A 15473-nucleotide genomic window follows, 5' to 3' on the forward strand; every position below is an offset into this window, starting at 1 on the left:
GGCCCGGCGTTGTCTTAAAACGTGGAGCGTCCGCGGTCCAGTCGGAACGCGTGCTTACTGGCCTGTGCGGAGCTGCCGTGCGCGGGTCAGGATCGCGTCCTCGACGGCGTGGACGGTTTCCGCGCTCACCGCGCCGGAGCGGGTGTAAAGCGACAGGTTCAGCGTGCGCGCGTCGAGCGCCGGATCGGTGACATGGACCACCGCGCGATAGGCCGTGCCGCCGCCCGGCGGCGTGCCGTAGCCGGTGATGATGACGCCGGTGAAGGGATCGGCCTCCTGCACGGGCAGGAAGGAAAGCACGTCGAGCGCGGCGTTCCAGATATACTTGTTCACCTGCACGCGATCCTCGATCGAGCCGCGCCCGCCGCCGAAGAGGATGCGGCGCCTCGGCTGTTCGACGATGACGGTTTCGCCCGGCGGGGTCTCGACCACCTGCGCGGTGCTGCGCGTGTCCACGACCTCCTCTTCGCCTGTGGCGGTGGTGACGGTCCGTCCGCCGGAGAAGGGGCCGGAGCCGATGCTGTCGCCGAGCGAGCCGAAACTGCCACAGCCCGCGAGTGTCAGCGTTGCGGCGAGGCCGGCGGCCAGGACGTGAATACGGCGAAACATGCAGGGGCTCCCCTCTTTCCAGATCGCGGCAACCGTATAACCGGTTGGACGCGGGAACAAGTGTCCAGATTGCAAAAGAAAAGGGCCGCCCCGAAGGGCGGCCCCCGTAAATCCGGATCCGGAAGGGATCAGAATTCGAAGGTCAGAGCCAGCGTGCCGCCGGAATACAGCTCGTAGCCGCCGACGCCGGTGTCGATGTCGTCGGTGGACTCGGCCGCGTCGGAGTTCGCATCGGCATAGGAGGCGAGGAAGGACGCACCGCCGCCGAGGTCGTATTCGGCCACGACGTAGGTCGCGAAGTCGTCATCGCCTTCGTCGTCACCGTCGATGTAACCGGCAGTCACAACCAGGCCGTAGCCGAAGTCATAGGCGCCTTCGAGGTTGTATTCTTCTTCGCCGCCGTAGGATTCGTAGTGGGCGAGAACGGTGACCGGGCCGTCGGCGTAGAGGGCGGTCAGGCCATAGGTGTAGTCGTCACCCCAGGAGCGATCCTGGTCTTCCGACACGTAATAGCCGGTGAGGGTGACCGGGCCGATCGGGTAGGAGACCTGGACACCCACGGATTCCGTGTCGTCGGTATCGTTGGAGGCGTAGGCGAGACGGACATCGGCGCCAGCGAACACGGTGCCCACGGAGAGGCCCCAGATGCCGTCGCCGTTCAGGTCGCCGCCGTTTTGGGCGAGGTTGTCAAGGATATCATCATCCTGGATGGTATCCGGGTCACAGCCAGCCGGGAGCCCGTCGGCGTCACAAGCATCCAGGAGATCCTCGTCTTCTTCCTGATAGATACCGGAGACGTAGAAGGTGTCGAAGTCAGCCTGGAAGCCGACGCCCACGCTGTAGAGATCGCCCGTATCATTGTCGACGGTGGCGGAGATGCCGCCCTTGATGGTGCCGAAGTCAGCGTCGAAACGGACCACGGATTCGTCGTCGTATTCGTTGACACCGTCAGCGACCATGTCCGACACGCCTCTCCAGTAGGAAATCGGCGCGTATTCGGTATCACCATAGGTGAAGTTGTAGATGTCGTTGTAGATGCTGAGGGTCAGATCGTTGTCGTCGGCGTTGAAGCCGTCTTCTTCGTCATCGTCGTTGTTGGTGTCGTTCAGCTCGATGCCGAAGGTCAGTTCCGCGGTCCAGCCGTTGTTCAGCTCTTGCGACGCGGTGATGTAGATGTCGGAATCGATGTAGAAGCCGTCTTCGTAATCGTCGTTGTAGCCGATCTCGGCCTTGCCGGACCAGGACACTTCAGCGGCCGCGGCGCCGGCGAAGGCGACGATGGCGGCGGAAGAAAGAAGGATCTTTTTCATTTTTTCCCTCGTGGATTTTGAATATCAGGCATGCCGGCTTACCCGACACATGGCCAGAGGAATGCGCCCAGATGACTTTTCGGTCAAGCAAACGCGAGGTCGCGTGACAAGCTCCCGCCAAAATGATGCAACTTGGTCACACACCTGTTGCGCCTTGGTGCGAAGGGAGCATAGAACTCCACGGAGTGTGGATTATCGAGGATTTGGAGGCAGATATGGGGCTTCAGGAGATCAGGGCGCGGGTGGCGGCGGAGGCGGAGCGTGTCGGCCGCGCGCCGGAGAGCGTGACGCTGATCGCGGTGTCCAAGGTCCAGCCGGACGCGCGCGTCCTCGAGGTTCTGGAGCAGGGGCATCGTGTCTTCGGCGAGAACCGGGTGCAGGAGGCGGCGGGGAAATGGCCGGCTTTCAGGGCGCGGTTCCAGGGGGTCGAGCTGCATCTCATCGGCCCGTTGCAGACCAACAAGGTGCGTCAGGCGATGGAGCTGTTCGACGCGATTCACACGCTCGACCGGCCGCGGCTCGCGCGGAGCATCGCGCGGATCGCGGAGGAGTTGGGACGTTGTCCTAAGCTCTTTATCCAGGTCAACACCGGGGAGGAGCCGCAGAAGGCCGGGGTGCGGCCGGGGGAGGCGGATGGCTTCATCGCGGAGTGCCGGGATCTGGGGCTCCCGATCGAGGGGCTGATGTGTATTCCGCCCGTCGATGAGGAGCCGTCTTTGCATTTTGCACTGCTGGCGAAGATCGCGAAACGCAACGGGATTGCGGGGTTGTCGATGGGCATGTCCGACGATTTCGAGAGTGCGATCGCGCAGGGAGCGACCCATGTGCGGGTCGGTTCCGCGATCTTCGGAGCGCGGGATTATGCCTGAAACCGGCTGTCGGATTTGCGTCGGCCTGGCGTCGGGCTTGCGTCGGGCACCGGATCACCGGATGACCAGCCGCGTCTCCGGCGTGATCCGCTCTGCGATCCAGCGCAGGTGATCGGCCCGGAAGGCGACACAGCCCTCGGTCGGGTGCCGCGGCTTGCGCCAGCGGTGCACGAAGATGGCAGAGCCCTTTCCGGGCGTCGCCTCAGGCCAGTTCCAGTCGGTGAGGATGACGAGGTCATAGAGGCGGTCGGCGCGGCGCATGCGCTCGTGGCTTGCCGCGAAGGGCGCGCGGACGAGGTGGTTGTAGGCCGGATGATCGCCCGCGTCGCACCACAGGTCGCGCGGGCCGATCTGCCGTCCCGGCAGGGCGGGAACGCGGTCCGGGCGGTAGAGCAGGGCGGGCAGGCGATGGATGCCCGCCGGCGTGCCGCCGTCGCCCTCGCGCTTGTCGGCGACGATCCCGCCCTTGCCGATGGCGCAGGGAAAGCGGCGCCCCATGAAGCGGGCGCCCCAGCGGGTGACGACGATGTCGCGCGGGGAGAAGGTCACAGCAGGTGTCCCGACTTGCGCACCTTGGTCGCGAGATAGGCGGCGTTGTAGCGGTTTTCCCCCACCCTGAGCGGCACGCGTTCGGTGACGGTGACGCCCTGATCCGTCATCCGCGCGATCTTGTTGGGGTTGTTGGTCAGCAGCCGGACGGAGGAAAATCCCATTTCCTTGAGAATCGCCGCGCCGATGCGGAAATCGCGCTCGTCGTCCTCGAAGCCGAGCCGGTGGTTGGCCTCGACCGTGTCGAAGCCCTGATCCTGAAGCGAATAGGCGCGCATCTTGTTGGCGTGGCCGATGCCGCGGCCTTCCTGGTTGAGATAGAGAAGCACGCCTTCGCCCGCTTCGCCCATCTGGGACAGCGCCGCGTTGAGCTGCGGTCCGCAGTCGCATTTGAGGGAGCCGAGTATATCGCCGGTGAAACAGGCCGAATGCAGCCGCGCGAGGACAGGCTTCGCGCGGTCGGGCCGGCCGATCTCCACGGCGAAATGTTCCTCGCCGCCATCGTCGGGGCGGAAGACGTGAACGCGGGAATTCTCCGCGGCGAGCAGGGGGACGCGGGCATGGATGACATCGGCGAGCGGGGCCAGATCGGCCATGAGCGGCATGGCGCGGTCCACCGGAAGGATCGTCAGCCCGTTGGCGAAGGCGAGCGCGGGGGCGTCGGGGACATCGACCATGAGCGCGGCCGGGAGGAGCCGCGCGGTCTTGGCCAGCGCGATGGCGGCCCGCGCGCAGGCGGCGTCGCCCCCGCGGGCGGAGCGGAATGGTCCCTTCATCGGGTGGGTGAGGTCGTCCGCCGGGTCCGCGACGGCCTCGATCCAGGTCACGTCGGCGTCCTGCGGCACGACGAGCCGGGCGAGATCGCCGTCATAGGGCCGCGCCGCAAGTGTTTCCGCCCGCCGGGTGGTGATGGCGAGATAGGGCGCGCCGAGCGCGCGCAGGTCGGCAAGACGGCTGTCGGACACGCCTTCGGCCGCCACGGCGATTGCGGCGCCGGTTCCGGTCTCGAGCACGACGGGCACGCCCATCCTGAGGTCGGCACGGGCGCGGGCGAGGGTTTCGGGCAGGCTCAGAGCGAGGCTCATGGGATTTCCGTCCGGTGTGAAGGTTCCTTCATCTAGCGAGTCCTGACACAAAGTGAAACATGGCGCACGATCTTCACACGCTTGCGTGATCCGGATGTTGCAAATCTTGCCGCGGACCCCCGAGGGACGCACATCACGGGCAAGACACGGAAAAAGGAGGCCCATCAATGGCCACTCTGAAAAAGATTCTTCTCGTCGACGACGACGACGACTTGCGCGACGCGCTGAGCGAGCAGCTCGTGATGACCGAGGATTTCGACGTGTTCGAAGCCGACAGCGGTGCGGCGGCGATGGAGAAATCGAAGGACGGGCATTACGACCTGATCATTCTCGACGTCGGACTGCCCGATACCGATGGCCGCGAGCTGTGCAAGCGGTTGCGCAAGTCGGGGGTCAAGTCGCCGATCCTCATGCTCACCGGCCACGATACTGATGCGGATACGATCCTCGGCCTCGATGCGGGGGCGAACGACTATGTGACGAAGCCGTTCAAGTTCCCGGTCCTGCTCGCCCGGATCCGCGCGCAGCTGCGCACGCATGAACAATCCGAGGCGGCCGTCTTCCAGCTCGGGCCCTATACGTTCAAGCCGGCGCAGAAGATGCTCGTCACCGCGGATGACAAGAAGATCCGCCTGACGGAGAAGGAGACGAACATCCTGAAGTTCCTCTACCGCTCGACCGAGGGGGTCGTGCCGCGGGACGTGCTGTTGCACGAGGTCTGGGGGTACAACGCGGGGGTGACCACGCACACGCTCGAAACCCATATCTACCGCCTGCGCCAGAAGATCGAGCCCGATCCCTCTAACGCGCGGCTCCTGGTGACGGAATCGGGCGGCTACCGGCTCGCCTCGTGAGATTTTTCCGACCTGCGGGAACCTGTCCGGCGCCCGCGGGTTGAGACGACAGAAGCCCTCGCGCATCGGGGTAGGATGCGCATGTCCCTCGTTCCCGACTTTGCCCGGCTCCCAGGAGCCGGGCTTTTTTTCGCGCTTTTCCGCGCGCGGGCCCTGCCGTCGTGGCGGGAGTGAGATTCGGCGGAACCTTCCGGCCGCTCGCGGGTTGGAATGTCGAAGCCCCGGCGCATCGGGGGACGGATGCGCATTCCCTCGTTCCGATACTCACTTTGCCCGGCTCCCAGGAGCCGGGCATTTTTCTTGGAGATTCCATCGGCATTCTTCGCGGGGGAGCTTTGCCGGATTCCGGGTGGCATCGCGGCGCAAGGCCGATTAGGCTCTGCGCGCCACGAACCGAGGAGCCCACATGCCGTTCACTCTCGCCACCTGGAACATCAATTCCGTGCGTCTGCGCGAACCGATCGTGTGCAGGCTTCTCGAAGAGGAGGGGCCCGACATCCTGTGCCTCCAGGAATGCAAGTCGCCGGTGGAGAAGATCCCGGTGGAGCGTTTCCGGGCCCTGGGCTACACCCAGATGGTCGCGCGCGGGCAGAAGGGGTACAACGGCGTGGCGATCCTGTCGAAACTGCCGCTCAGGGAGGTGGGCGCCTATGACTATGCCGCGCTGGGCCATGCGCGGCATATCGCGGCCGAGCTCGAGAACGGGGTGGTGATCCACAATTTCTACGTGCCCGCAGGCGGCGACGTGCCGGATCGCGAGGTGAACGAGAAGTTCGGGCAGAAGCTCGACTACCTTACGGAGATGCGCGATGCCTTCCACGCGGTCGCGCCGGAGAGGTCGATCCTTGTCGGAGACCTGAACATCGCGCCGCGCGAGGACGACGTGTGGAACCACAAGCAGCTTCTGAAGATCGTGTCGCATACGCCGGTCGAGGTCGAGCATCTGGGCGCGGCGCAGGACGCGGGCCGGTGGGTGGACATCACGCGGCAGGACATTCCCGAAGGGCAGCTCTATTCCTGGTGGTCCTATCGGGCGAAGGACTGGGACGCGGCCGACAAGGGCCGGCGGCTCGATCATGTCTGGGCGACGCCCGACATCTCGAACGCGGGGCACGGCTCGCGCATCCTGCGGACCGCGCGCGGATGGGAGCAGCCGTCGGACCACGCCCCGGTCTTTGCGAGCTTCGATCTTTAAATTCCGGCAGGGCGGGCGCATATATCGCGCAGGAACAGCTCTGGCAGCTACACAGTCAAACGGGGAGATCTGCGAGATGGAACTCGGTCAACCGAACGGCGCTGCGGCGCATGGCGCTTATGTCAAGGACGTGACGGAAGCCACTTTCATGGCGGATGTGATCGACGCCTCGCAGGAGGTTCCGGTCATCGTCGATTTCTGGGCACCCTGGTGCGGCCCCTGCCGCCAGCTCGGGCCCGCGCTCGAGGCCGAGGTCGAGGCGGCGGGTGGCAAGGTTCTGATGGCGAAGGTCAACGTGGACGAGAACCAGATGATCGCGGGCCAGATGCGGGTGCAGTCGATCCCGACCGTCTATGCCTTTTACAAGGGGCAGCCGGTGGACGGGTTCCAGGGCGCCCTGCCGCCCTCGCAGATCAAGGATTTCGTGAAGAAGCTCGTGGACCTCACGGGGGACGGCGGGCTTGCCGAGGCGGTGGCTGCGGCAGAGGAGATGCTCGAGGCCGGTGCCGTGGATGACGCGATGCAGACCTTCGCCGCCATTCTCGAGGAGGATCCCGACCTTGCCGCGGCCTTCGCCGGGCTTGCGCGCGGCTATCTCGCGAAGGGGGAGATCGAGCAGGCGGAGGCGGTGCTGAACGGTGTTCCGGCGGCAGCCGCGACCGATGCGGCGATCGAGGGCGTGCGCGCACAGATCGCGCTGGCGCGGGAGGCGGAGAATGCCGGCCCGGTCGCGGAACTGATGGCGAAGGTGGAGGCCAATCCGGCCGACATGCAGGCACGTTTCGACCTTGCCGTGGCGCTCCATGCCAGCGGTCAGGTCCAGGAGGCGGTCGATGTCCTTCTCGCGGCGTTCCGGCAGGATCGCGACTGGAACGGCGGGGCGGTGAAGGAGCAGCTTTTCAAGATCTTCGACAGCCTCAAGCCGAACGATCCGATCGTGCTGAACGGGCGGCGCAAATTGTCCTCCATGATATTTGCCTGACAGGGTCGGCGTTCTATCCTTAGGCCCATGCTGAACGCGGCCGACCTTCCCGAGACGATTCCCGTCTTTCCGCTCCCCGGAGCGCTTCTGCTGCCCCGGTCGCGGCTTCCGCTGCACATCTTCGAGCCGCGGTATCTCCAGATGATCGAGGACTGCCTGAAGAGCTCAACGCGTCTGATCGGTATGATCCAGCCGCGTGGCGGGGTCGCGGAGGGCAAGCTCAACGCGATCGGCTGCGCCGGGCGGCTGACGGGGTTTTCGGAGACCGAGGACGGGCGTTACATGATCACGCTCACCGGCATTTCCCGCTTCCGCACGCTGCGGGAGGCGACGGGATTCCTGCCCTATCGCCGGTTCATCGTCGACTGGTCGGATTTCCGCGCGGATCTCGGCGCGAGCGAACACGATCCCGCGCTCGATCGGGAGGCGTTCATGGACCTGCTCAAACGCTATTTCCGGCAGGAGGACCTGCGCACCGACTGGGACAACCTCGGACAGGCGGAGGACGAGCTGCTGATCAATTCGCTCTCCATGCTCTGCCCGTTCGAGCCGGAGGACAAACAGGCGCTCCTGGAGGCGCCGACCCTTTCCACGAGGCGCGAAACTCTGGTAACGCTGATGGAGTTCGCCCTGAGGGGCGGGTCCAGCGAGGAGATGATGTGATGGACACGCAGCCGCAATTCGACCGTCGCATGCTTGAGGCACTGGTCTGTCCGCAGACCCATGCCGTCCTTGTCTACGACGCGGAGGCACAGGAACTGATCTCGAAGACGGCCGGTCTCGCCTATCCGATCCGCAACGGCATTCCGATCATGCTGGTGAGCGAGGCGCGCACGCTCGAGGACTGATCCCGCGGAACGCAGACGTGCTGTGCCCCGCGGCGGGGAGGGTGCGGTTCAGAGCGGTATCCCGCGCAGGAGTTTCGGCAAGTCGCCGCTGACCCCCGCAGCTTCCCGGATCGCCGCGCGGCGCAGGCCGGCCACGGAATTCACGACACCCATGCCGATGTCGCGCGCGACACGCAGGAGCGGATTGTCGTTCGAGAACAGTCTGTTGAAGCCATCGGTCATCAGCGCCATCGTCGAGATGTCGAAGCGACGCCACTGTTGGTAACGCGCCAGAACTTCCTCACGGCCGATGTCCTCGCCCCGCCGGCGTGCATCGACCAGCACCTCGGCGAGGGCGGCCACATCCTTCAGCCCGGCGTTCAGGCCCTGGCCTGCGATCGGGTGCATCCCGTGCGCCGCGTCGCCCACCAGTGCCACGCGCGGGGCGATGAAGGCATTGGCGAGCGTGATGTTGAGCGGATAGCTGAACCGTTGCCCGGCCAGGGAGATCTCGCCCAGGAAATCGCCGAAGCGCGGGCGCAGGACGGCGAGATAGTCTTCCTCGGACAGCGCCTCGATATCCGCTGCGAGTTTGTCCTTCTCCGTCCAGACGATCGAGCTCCGGTTGCCGGGAAGGGGCAGGATCGCGAGCGGGCCGGAGGGGAGGAAGAACTGGTGCGCACAGCCGTGATGCGGCTTTTCATGGGAAATCGCGCAGACCAGGGCAGTCTGGCCGTAGCCCCAGCCGGTGCGCCCGATCCCGGCGCGCCGGGCGGTGCCGGAGGTGCGGCCGTCGCAGCCGGCAATCAGCCGCCCGCGCAGGGTCCGCCCGTCCGACAGCGTCAGCTCCGCGCCGCCCTCATCGACGGTCTGGCCGGCCACATAGCCCTCGACCTGGGTGATCTTCGGGTGGGCGTCGAGCGCGGCGAGGCAGGCCTGCCGCAGATAGCGGTCCTCGACCATGTAGCCCATGGGGCTCTCGTCGATTTCGCCGTCGCGGAATTCCAGGAGGAAGGGCGCGGGGCCCTCGTCCGGTCTGCCGTCCGTCACCTTCACGTCGAGGATCGGCTGGGCGTTCTGCGCGACGCCGTCCCAGATGCCGACCGCTTTCAGCAGGCGCTGCGACGACAGGGCGAGCGCATAGCCGCGCCCGTCGAACGTGTCGCTGGTGCGCGCGGCCTTCGGCAGGGTGTCCACGATGGTCACCGTCACACCCGCATTGGCGCAGGCGAGGGCGAGGGCGGGGCCGTTGAGCCCGCCGCCGACGATCAGGATATCGCTTTCAGGGATTGCGTCTGTGGTCATGGCGGCCTCCTTCGGGGGGCAATATGACGTGCGGCGCGGGATTGTCCATGCGCCGCTGCGCCGCTAGCTTGGCCGCGAAGCACGAGAAAGGGCACACGATGGGCGATTTCGAGAACATGAGCATGTGCGAGCTCGGCCGGGCCATCGGTCGCGAGGAGATCGACCCGCGCGAGCTTGCCGCCGATTGCCTCGACCGCACGCGGGCGCATCCGCTGGCGGATCGCATCTACGCGCGTCTCATGGAGGACCGTGCCATGGCGGAGGCGGAGGCCGCCTTCGCGCGGCAGAGGGCCGGGATGCGGCGCGGGCTTCTCGACGGGGTGCCGGTGTCGTGGAAGGATCTCTTCGACACCGCGGGGGTGGCGACCGAGGCCGGCACGGCGCTTTTGAAAGATCGGGTGCCGGAGCGGGATTGCGAGGTGCTGCGGCGGGCTTCGTCGGCGGGTCTCGTGGCGCTCGGCAAGACCCATATGTCGGAACTGGCGTTCTCCGGTCTCGGCCTCAACCCCGTCACCGCCACGCCGCCCTGCGTGAACGATGCCGAGGCGGTGTCGGGCGGCTCGTCCTCCGGCGCGGCGGCCTCCGTCGCCTTCGGGCTGGCGCCGGGCGCGATCGGGACGGATACCGGCGGCTCGGTCCGCATTCCGGCGGCGTGGAACGATCTCGTGGGGCTGAAGACGACCTCCGGCCGGCTGTCGCTCGAGGGCGTGGTGCCGCTCGCTGCCGCCTTCGACACGGTGGGTCCCATCGTGAAGACGGTGGAGGATGCCGCCGAGACGCTCGCCGTGCTCGACGGTTCGGCGGCGCCGGACCTGCGCGGCGCGACGCTCGAGGGCAGGCGGTTTCTGGTGCTCGAGAACGTGGTCTTCGACGACATCCGGGATGCGCCGCGGGATGCGTTCGACCATGCGGCGGAACGGTTCGAGGCGGCGGGGGCGGAGATCGTGCGGGCGGAGATCGGCGCGTTGACGGAGGCGATGGGCCTGTCCGGCATCCTTTTCACCGCAGAGGCCTATGCAGAATGGCGCGACCTGATCGAAAGCCGTCCGGAGATGATGTATCCGCGCATCCTCGACCGGTTCCGGGCGGGCGGGGTCTTTGGCGGGGCCGATGTTCTCGCCGGGTGGAAGCTGCTCGAGCATCTGCGCGCGCGCTATCTCGAGGCGACGGCGGGCTATGACGCGGTGATCCTGCCGACCGCGCCGATCCTGCCGCCGCATGCGGAGCGGCTGTTGCAGGACGCCGACTATTACGTGACGGAGAACCTGCTCGCGCTGCGCAATACCCGTGTCGCGAACCTGATGGGGCTTCCGGCGCTGACCCTGCCGACGGGCGTGCCGTCCTGCGGCGTCCTGTTGCAGACGCCGCCGATGACCGAGGCGCGGCTCCTGCGGCTTGGTGCGGCGGCAGAGGCGGCGCTGGCCTAAAAGCCACAGCCGGCGATTCGCCCCGCTGTCCACCCCTCTCTTTTGCTGGACCAGGCGGGAGCGGCCCGCTATCCTGAGCGCAAACACGCGGGCAAAAAGAAAAGATCCGTCAAACCGAGGCAGTAGCAGTATCCATGACGTTCCCTGAGCGGTTTTCCAACCTGCCGGAATATGCGTTTCCGCGCTTGCGGAGCCTTCTCGACGCGCATGCGCCGGGGGGCGAGGTGGTGCACATGACCATCGGGGAACCGCGCCATGCGATGCCGGATTTCGTCGGAGAGGTGCTGGCGGAGAATATCGGGGGGTTCGGCAAGTATCCCAACAACTACGGCAGCGATGCGTTGCTCTCCTCGATTTCCGGCTGGCTGTCGCGCCGTTTCGGCATCGCGGTCGATCCGGAGACGGAGATCATGGCGGTGAACGGGACGCGCGAGGGGCTGATGAACGCCTGCCTCGCGCTGTGTCCCGAGACAAAGAACGGCCGCCAGCCGGTCGTGCTGACCCCGAACCCGTTCTACCAGGTCTATGCCGTGGCCGCCGTGACCGTGGGGGCGGAGCCCGTCTTCGTGCCGGCGACGCGGGAGACGGGCTTCCTGCCCGATTACGCGGGGCTCCCGGCTGAGATCCTCGACCGTGCGGCCATTGCCTATGTCTGTAGCCCGTCCAACCCGCAGGGGGCGGTGGCTTCGCGGGACTATCTGCGCGGGCTGATCGCGCTCGCCGAAAAGCACGACTTCAAGATCTTCGCGGATGAGTGCTATTCCGAGATCTATCGCGGTGAAAAACCCGCGGGGGCGCTCGAAGTGGCGCGGGAGATGGGGGCGGATCCGGAGCGGGTGGCGATCTTCCATTCGCTGTCGAAACGCTCCAACCTTCCGGGGCTGCGTTCCGGGTTCGTCGCGGCCGGGCCGGAGAACATGCTGCGCATCCGGCGGCTGCGCGCCTATGCGGGGGCGCCGCTGCCCGACCCGATCCAGGCGGTCTCCGCCCGTGTCTGGGCGGATGAGGCGCATGTCGAGGCGTCGCGGGCGCTCTATGTCGAGAAATTCGACCTCGCCGACGAGATCTTTGCCGGCATCGAGGGCGCCGGGGCGCCGGATGCGGGCTTCTTCCTGTGGCTGCCGGTCGGCGATGGCGAGCAGACCGCCCTGAAGCTCTGGACGGAGACGGGTGTCCGGGTGCTTCCGGGGGCCTATCTGTCGCGGGAGGTGAACGGGGAGAACCCCGGCAAGGACTATATCCGGGTCGCGCTGGTGGCCCCAAGAGAAGAGACACGGCGCGGGCTCGTCACGCTTCGCGACTGTTTGTACGGGAAAGGTTAAGAGGCAGGTATGGCATCCTATCAGGCACGTGGCCGCGATCCGCTTTTCGACAGAAACACCCAGGCCGCGCTCGAGCGGCGCAGCAAGGAACTGATCGGCATCGGCCTGATCGGTGTGGGCGTGCTGTTCGCGCTGATGCTCGGTTCCTACGTGCCCGAGGACCCGAGCTGGCTGGCGGCGACGGACGCGCCGGTGCGCAACATCCTCGGCCGGTTCGGCGCCTCCGTCGCCTCGCCGCTCATGATCATCGTCGGCGTCGCCTCCTGGGGCTTCGCGCTCGTCTTCCTCGCCTGGGGGCTGCGCTTCGTGCTGCATCGCGGATCGGACCGGGCGCTGTCACGTGCCGTCTTCGCGCCGATCGCCATTGCCGTCGCCGCCGTCTATGCCTCGACCCATGCCTCCTCGGCGCCGCAATCCTTCGGCGGGCTCTTTGGCGATACGGTGCTGGCCGCGCTGATCCAGATCGTGCCGCTCGGCGCCGGCCTGAGCCTCAAGGTGCTGTCCTTCGGCGCCTTCTTCGCGGCGCTAGGCCTGTCGCTCTTCGCCTTCGGCTTCACCCGTGCGGAACTCGTGTCGGGGCTTCGCTTCCTGCTGATCGGCATCGTGTCGCTCTATGCGCTCGTGCTGCACCTTCTCGGGCGCTCCGCACGCGGTTCCGTCGCGGTCAGCCAGCGCCTTGCCGCCACGGCGGCGGAACGGCGCGACGCGCGACGTCAGGCCGCGGCGGAGCTTGCCGAACTCGAGGCGCTTCAGGTCGCGCAGGCCGCGCCGCAGCCGGCGCGGGTGCTGCGGGCGCAGCGCGAGGACGCGTTCGATGTGGTGGAGCGTGAGGAGGCGCCCGAACTGCCCCTGCCGGAGACGAAACCGTCGCTTTTCGCCAAAGTGCCGAACCTGCTCAGGCGCGCGCCGGCCGAGGAGCCGGAACTCGTGGAGCGTGGCTATGCGCCCGATGTGGAGATCGCACCGGGTCAGGAAGACCGGATCAGCTCCAAGATCGCGAATGTCATCAACGCGCGCGCCCGCGCCGGATCGCGGGCGATCACGCCGGGCATGGAACGGGTCGAGCCGCCTCTGACCGCCGCGCAAAAGGCTGTCGCGAGGTACAAGAAGGGGCCGAAGCCGATGATCTTCACCCCGCCGCCCGCGCCGCAGCCGGTCGCGGCGCCGTCCGTGGTGCAGGCGCCAGCCGGGGCAGAGGCGGTCGGCCATGGCGGGGCGGCTTACGGGGCCGGTCATGATGTCGACTATGCCGAGTATGCAGGGCAATTGAGCGGCATGGACGATCCTGCGGAGGGCGGCTATGTGCGCGAGGATTATTCCCACGCGGAGTGGGATGCGGACAACTGGGAGGGCATGGAGACCGCAGAGGCCGGTTGGGACGAGCCCGACGACCTCGAGACGCCGGACTATGTCGCGGCGCAGGCGCTTCGCTACGAACCCGCCGCCCCGCTTCCGGAGGCGAAAAAGGTCGTGCAGCACCCGGTGCGCAAGCCTGTCCAGCCCTCGAGGCAGGCCCAGGCCGAGGCGCAGCCGGTTCTGAAATTCGACCCGAAGGAGGCCGAATACGAGGTTCCACCGCTGTCGCTTCTGGAAAATCCGGTCAATATCGTGCGCCATTCGCTTTCCGACGAGGCGCTCGAGGAAAACGCGCGGATGCTGGAGAACGTGCTCGACGATTACGGCGTGAAGGGGGAGATCGTGTCGGTCCGGCCCGGCCCCGTGGTGACGATGTACGAGCTCGAGCCCGCGCCGGGTCTGAAGGCGAGCCGGGTGATCGGGCTGGCCGACGATATCGCGCGGTCGATGTCGGCCCTGTCGGCGCGGGTTTCCACCGTACCGGGGCGGTCGGTGATCGGGATCGAGCTTCCGAACGAGAACCGCGAAATGGTGTCCTTCCGCGAGATCCTGTCGGGCCGCGATTTCGGCGATGGCAAGCATGCCCTGCCGCTCGCGCTCGGCAAGGACATCGGCGGCGATCCGGTCGTCACGAACCTCGCCAAGATGCCGCACCTGCTGATCGCGGGGACAACCGGGTCGGGGAAATCCGTGGCGATCAACACGATGATCCTGTCGCTGCTCTATCGGCTGACGCCGGAGGATTGCCGGCTGATCATGATCGACCCGAAGATGCTCGAACTTTCGGTCTATGACGGCATTCCGCACCTGCTGAGCCCGGTGGTGACTGATCCGAAGAAGGCGGTCGTGGCGCTCAAATGGGTCGTGGCGGAGATGGAAGACCGCTACCGCAAGATGTCGAAGATGGGTGTGCGCAACATCGACGGCTACAACGGCCGGGTGAAGGAGGCGTTGTCGCGGGGCGAGATGTTCTCCCGTACGGTGCAGACGGGATTCGACGACGAAACCGGCGACCCGATTTTCGAGACGGAGGAATTCCAGCCCGAGAAACTGCCTTATATCGTGGTCATCGTCGATGAGATGGCGGACCTGATGATGGTGGCGGGCAAGGAGATCGAGGCCTGTATCCAGCGGCTTGCGCAGATGGCGCGGGCCTCCGGCATCCATCTGATCATGGCGACGCAGCGCCCGTCCGTGGACGTTATCACCGGCACGATCAAGGCGAACTTCCCCACGCGGATCTCCTTCCAGGTGACGTCGAAGATCGATTCGCGCACCATTCTGGGCGAGCAGGGGGCCGAGCAGCTTCTGGGCATGGGCGACATGCTCTACATGGCCGGGGGTGGGCGCATCCAGCGATGCCACGCGCCTTTCGTCTCCGACGAGGAGGTGGAAAAGGTCGTGTCCTACCTCAAGTCCTACGGGCCGCCCGACTATGTCGGCGGTGTGGTCGAGGGGCCGGACAGCGAGAAGGAGGCCGATATCGACGCCGTTCTTGGCCTCGGCAGCACCGGCGGCAACACGAGCGGCGAAGATGCGCTCTACGATCAGGCAGTCGCGATCGTCATCAAGGACCGCAAATGTTCGACCTCCTACATCCAGCGCAAGCTCGCGATCGGCTACAACAAGGCGGCGCGGCTGGTGGAGCAGATGGAGGAGGAGGGCGTGGTCTCCCCCGCGAACCATGTCGGCAAGCGCGAGATCCTTGTGCCCGAACAGTGACTTGCGCGCTCTCGGCGGTCTCGCGCGCTCGTGAGGCAAAGAGATGTGGCGGTGCGCGAAA

The 15473-nt window shown here is 66.4% G+C and carries 14 protein-coding genes; 9 read left to right on the forward strand and 5 right to left on the reverse strand.

Annotation, left to right across the window (positions count from 1 at the left end):
- Window positions 1-54 precede the first annotated feature (54 nt).
- Both P73_RS02055 and P73_RS02060 read right to left on the reverse strand, forming a co-directional pair.
- Window positions 55-609: a DUF3576 domain-containing protein gene (locus P73_RS02055; RefSeq protein WP_043868238.1), complete on the reverse strand. Its 555-nt coding sequence runs from the start codon at window positions 607-609 to the stop codon at window positions 55-57.
- 128 nt (window positions 610-737) lie between these two features.
- Window positions 738-1919 carry a porin gene (locus P73_RS02060; protein ID WP_043868239.1) on the reverse strand — a complete coding sequence of 394 codons (1182 nt, stop codon included), beginning with the start codon at window positions 1917-1919 and terminating at the stop codon, window positions 738-740.
- A gap of 215 nt (window positions 1920-2134) precedes the next feature.
- Here P73_RS02060 and P73_RS02065 point away from each other — a divergent pair, with 215 nt between their 5' ends.
- Window positions 2135-2788, forward strand: a complete 654-nt coding sequence (locus tag P73_RS02065) for a YggS family pyridoxal phosphate-dependent enzyme (protein WP_043868240.1) — start codon at window positions 2135-2137, stop codon at window positions 2786-2788.
- Between the two features lie 54 nt (window positions 2789-2842).
- On the opposite strand, the gene P73_RS02070 is transcribed toward P73_RS02065, so the two are convergent.
- Both P73_RS02070 and ribA read right to left on the reverse strand, forming a co-directional pair.
- The gene (locus P73_RS02070) at window positions 2843-3286 is read right to left on the reverse strand and encodes a L,D-transpeptidase family protein (RefSeq protein WP_052453527.1); all 444 of its coding nucleotides are present in this window, start codon (window positions 3284-3286) and stop codon (window positions 2843-2845) included.
- A 47-nt stretch (window positions 3287-3333) separates the two neighbouring features.
- A complete protein-coding gene (gene ribA / locus P73_RS02075) occupies window positions 3334-4422 on the reverse strand; it encodes a GTP cyclohydrolase II (RefSeq protein ID WP_043868241.1) in 1089 nt (362 codons plus the stop codon).
- A gap of 167 nt (window positions 4423-4589) precedes the next feature.
- Between ribA and P73_RS02080 the strand changes: the two genes are divergently transcribed.
- The 5 genes from P73_RS02080 (at window position 4590) to P73_RS02100 (ending at window position 8301) form a co-directional block, all read left to right on the forward strand.
- Complete coding sequence (locus tag P73_RS02080) at window positions 4590-5276, forward strand: response regulator transcription factor (RefSeq protein ID WP_043868242.1); 687 nt, start codon at window positions 4590-4592, stop codon at window positions 5274-5276.
- Window positions 5277-5682: 406 nt separating this feature from the next.
- Window positions 5683-6471, forward strand: coding sequence for an exodeoxyribonuclease III (locus tag P73_RS02085; protein ID WP_043868243.1), 789 nt, complete (start codon window positions 5683-5685; stop codon window positions 6469-6471).
- Between the two features lie 76 nt (window positions 6472-6547).
- Window positions 6548-7453, forward strand: coding sequence for a thioredoxin family protein (locus P73_RS02090; RefSeq protein ID WP_043868244.1), 906 nt, complete (start codon window positions 6548-6550; stop codon window positions 7451-7453).
- A 27-nt stretch (window positions 7454-7480) separates the two neighbouring features.
- Complete coding sequence (locus P73_RS02095; protein WP_043868245.1) at window positions 7481-8116, forward strand: LON peptidase substrate-binding domain-containing protein; 636 nt, start codon at window positions 7481-7483, stop codon at window positions 8114-8116.
- Window positions 8116-8301: a Trm112 family protein gene (locus P73_RS02100; protein WP_174446898.1), complete on the forward strand. Its 186-nt coding sequence runs from the start codon at window positions 8116-8118 to the stop codon at window positions 8299-8301. Before P73_RS02095 ends, P73_RS02100 begins: the two co-directional genes overlap by 1 nt.
- 48 nt (window positions 8302-8349) lie before the next feature.
- Here P73_RS02100 and P73_RS02105 read toward each other — a convergent pair whose 3' ends face one another.
- The gene (locus tag P73_RS02105) at window positions 8350-9585 is read right to left on the reverse strand and encodes an FAD-dependent monooxygenase (RefSeq protein WP_043868247.1); all 1236 of its coding nucleotides are present in this window, start codon (window positions 9583-9585) and stop codon (window positions 8350-8352) included.
- A 98-nt stretch (window positions 9586-9683) separates the two neighbouring features.
- Here P73_RS02105 and P73_RS02110 point away from each other — a divergent pair, with 98 nt between their 5' ends.
- The 3 genes from P73_RS02110 to P73_RS02120 all read left to right on the forward strand — a co-directional run bounded on the left by P73_RS02110 (window position 9684) and on the right by P73_RS02120 (window position 15412).
- The gene (locus P73_RS02110; protein ID WP_043868248.1) at window positions 9684-11012 is read left to right on the forward strand and encodes an amidase; all 1329 of its coding nucleotides are present in this window, start codon (window positions 9684-9686) and stop codon (window positions 11010-11012) included.
- Window positions 11013-11146: 134 nt separating this feature from the next.
- A complete protein-coding gene (locus P73_RS02115; RefSeq protein WP_043868249.1) occupies window positions 11147-12334 on the forward strand; it encodes an aminotransferase class I/II-fold pyridoxal phosphate-dependent enzyme in 1188 nt (395 codons plus the stop codon).
- A 9-nt stretch (window positions 12335-12343) separates the two neighbouring features.
- Window positions 12344-15412, forward strand: a complete 3069-nt coding sequence (locus P73_RS02120; RefSeq protein WP_043868250.1) for a DNA translocase FtsK — start codon at window positions 12344-12346, stop codon at window positions 15410-15412.
- Window positions 15413-15473 lie beyond the last annotated feature (61 nt).

The organism is Celeribacter indicus, from assembly GCF_000819565.1.
Classification (GTDB): domain Bacteria; phylum Pseudomonadota; class Alphaproteobacteria; order Rhodobacterales; family Rhodobacteraceae; genus Celeribacter; species Celeribacter indicus.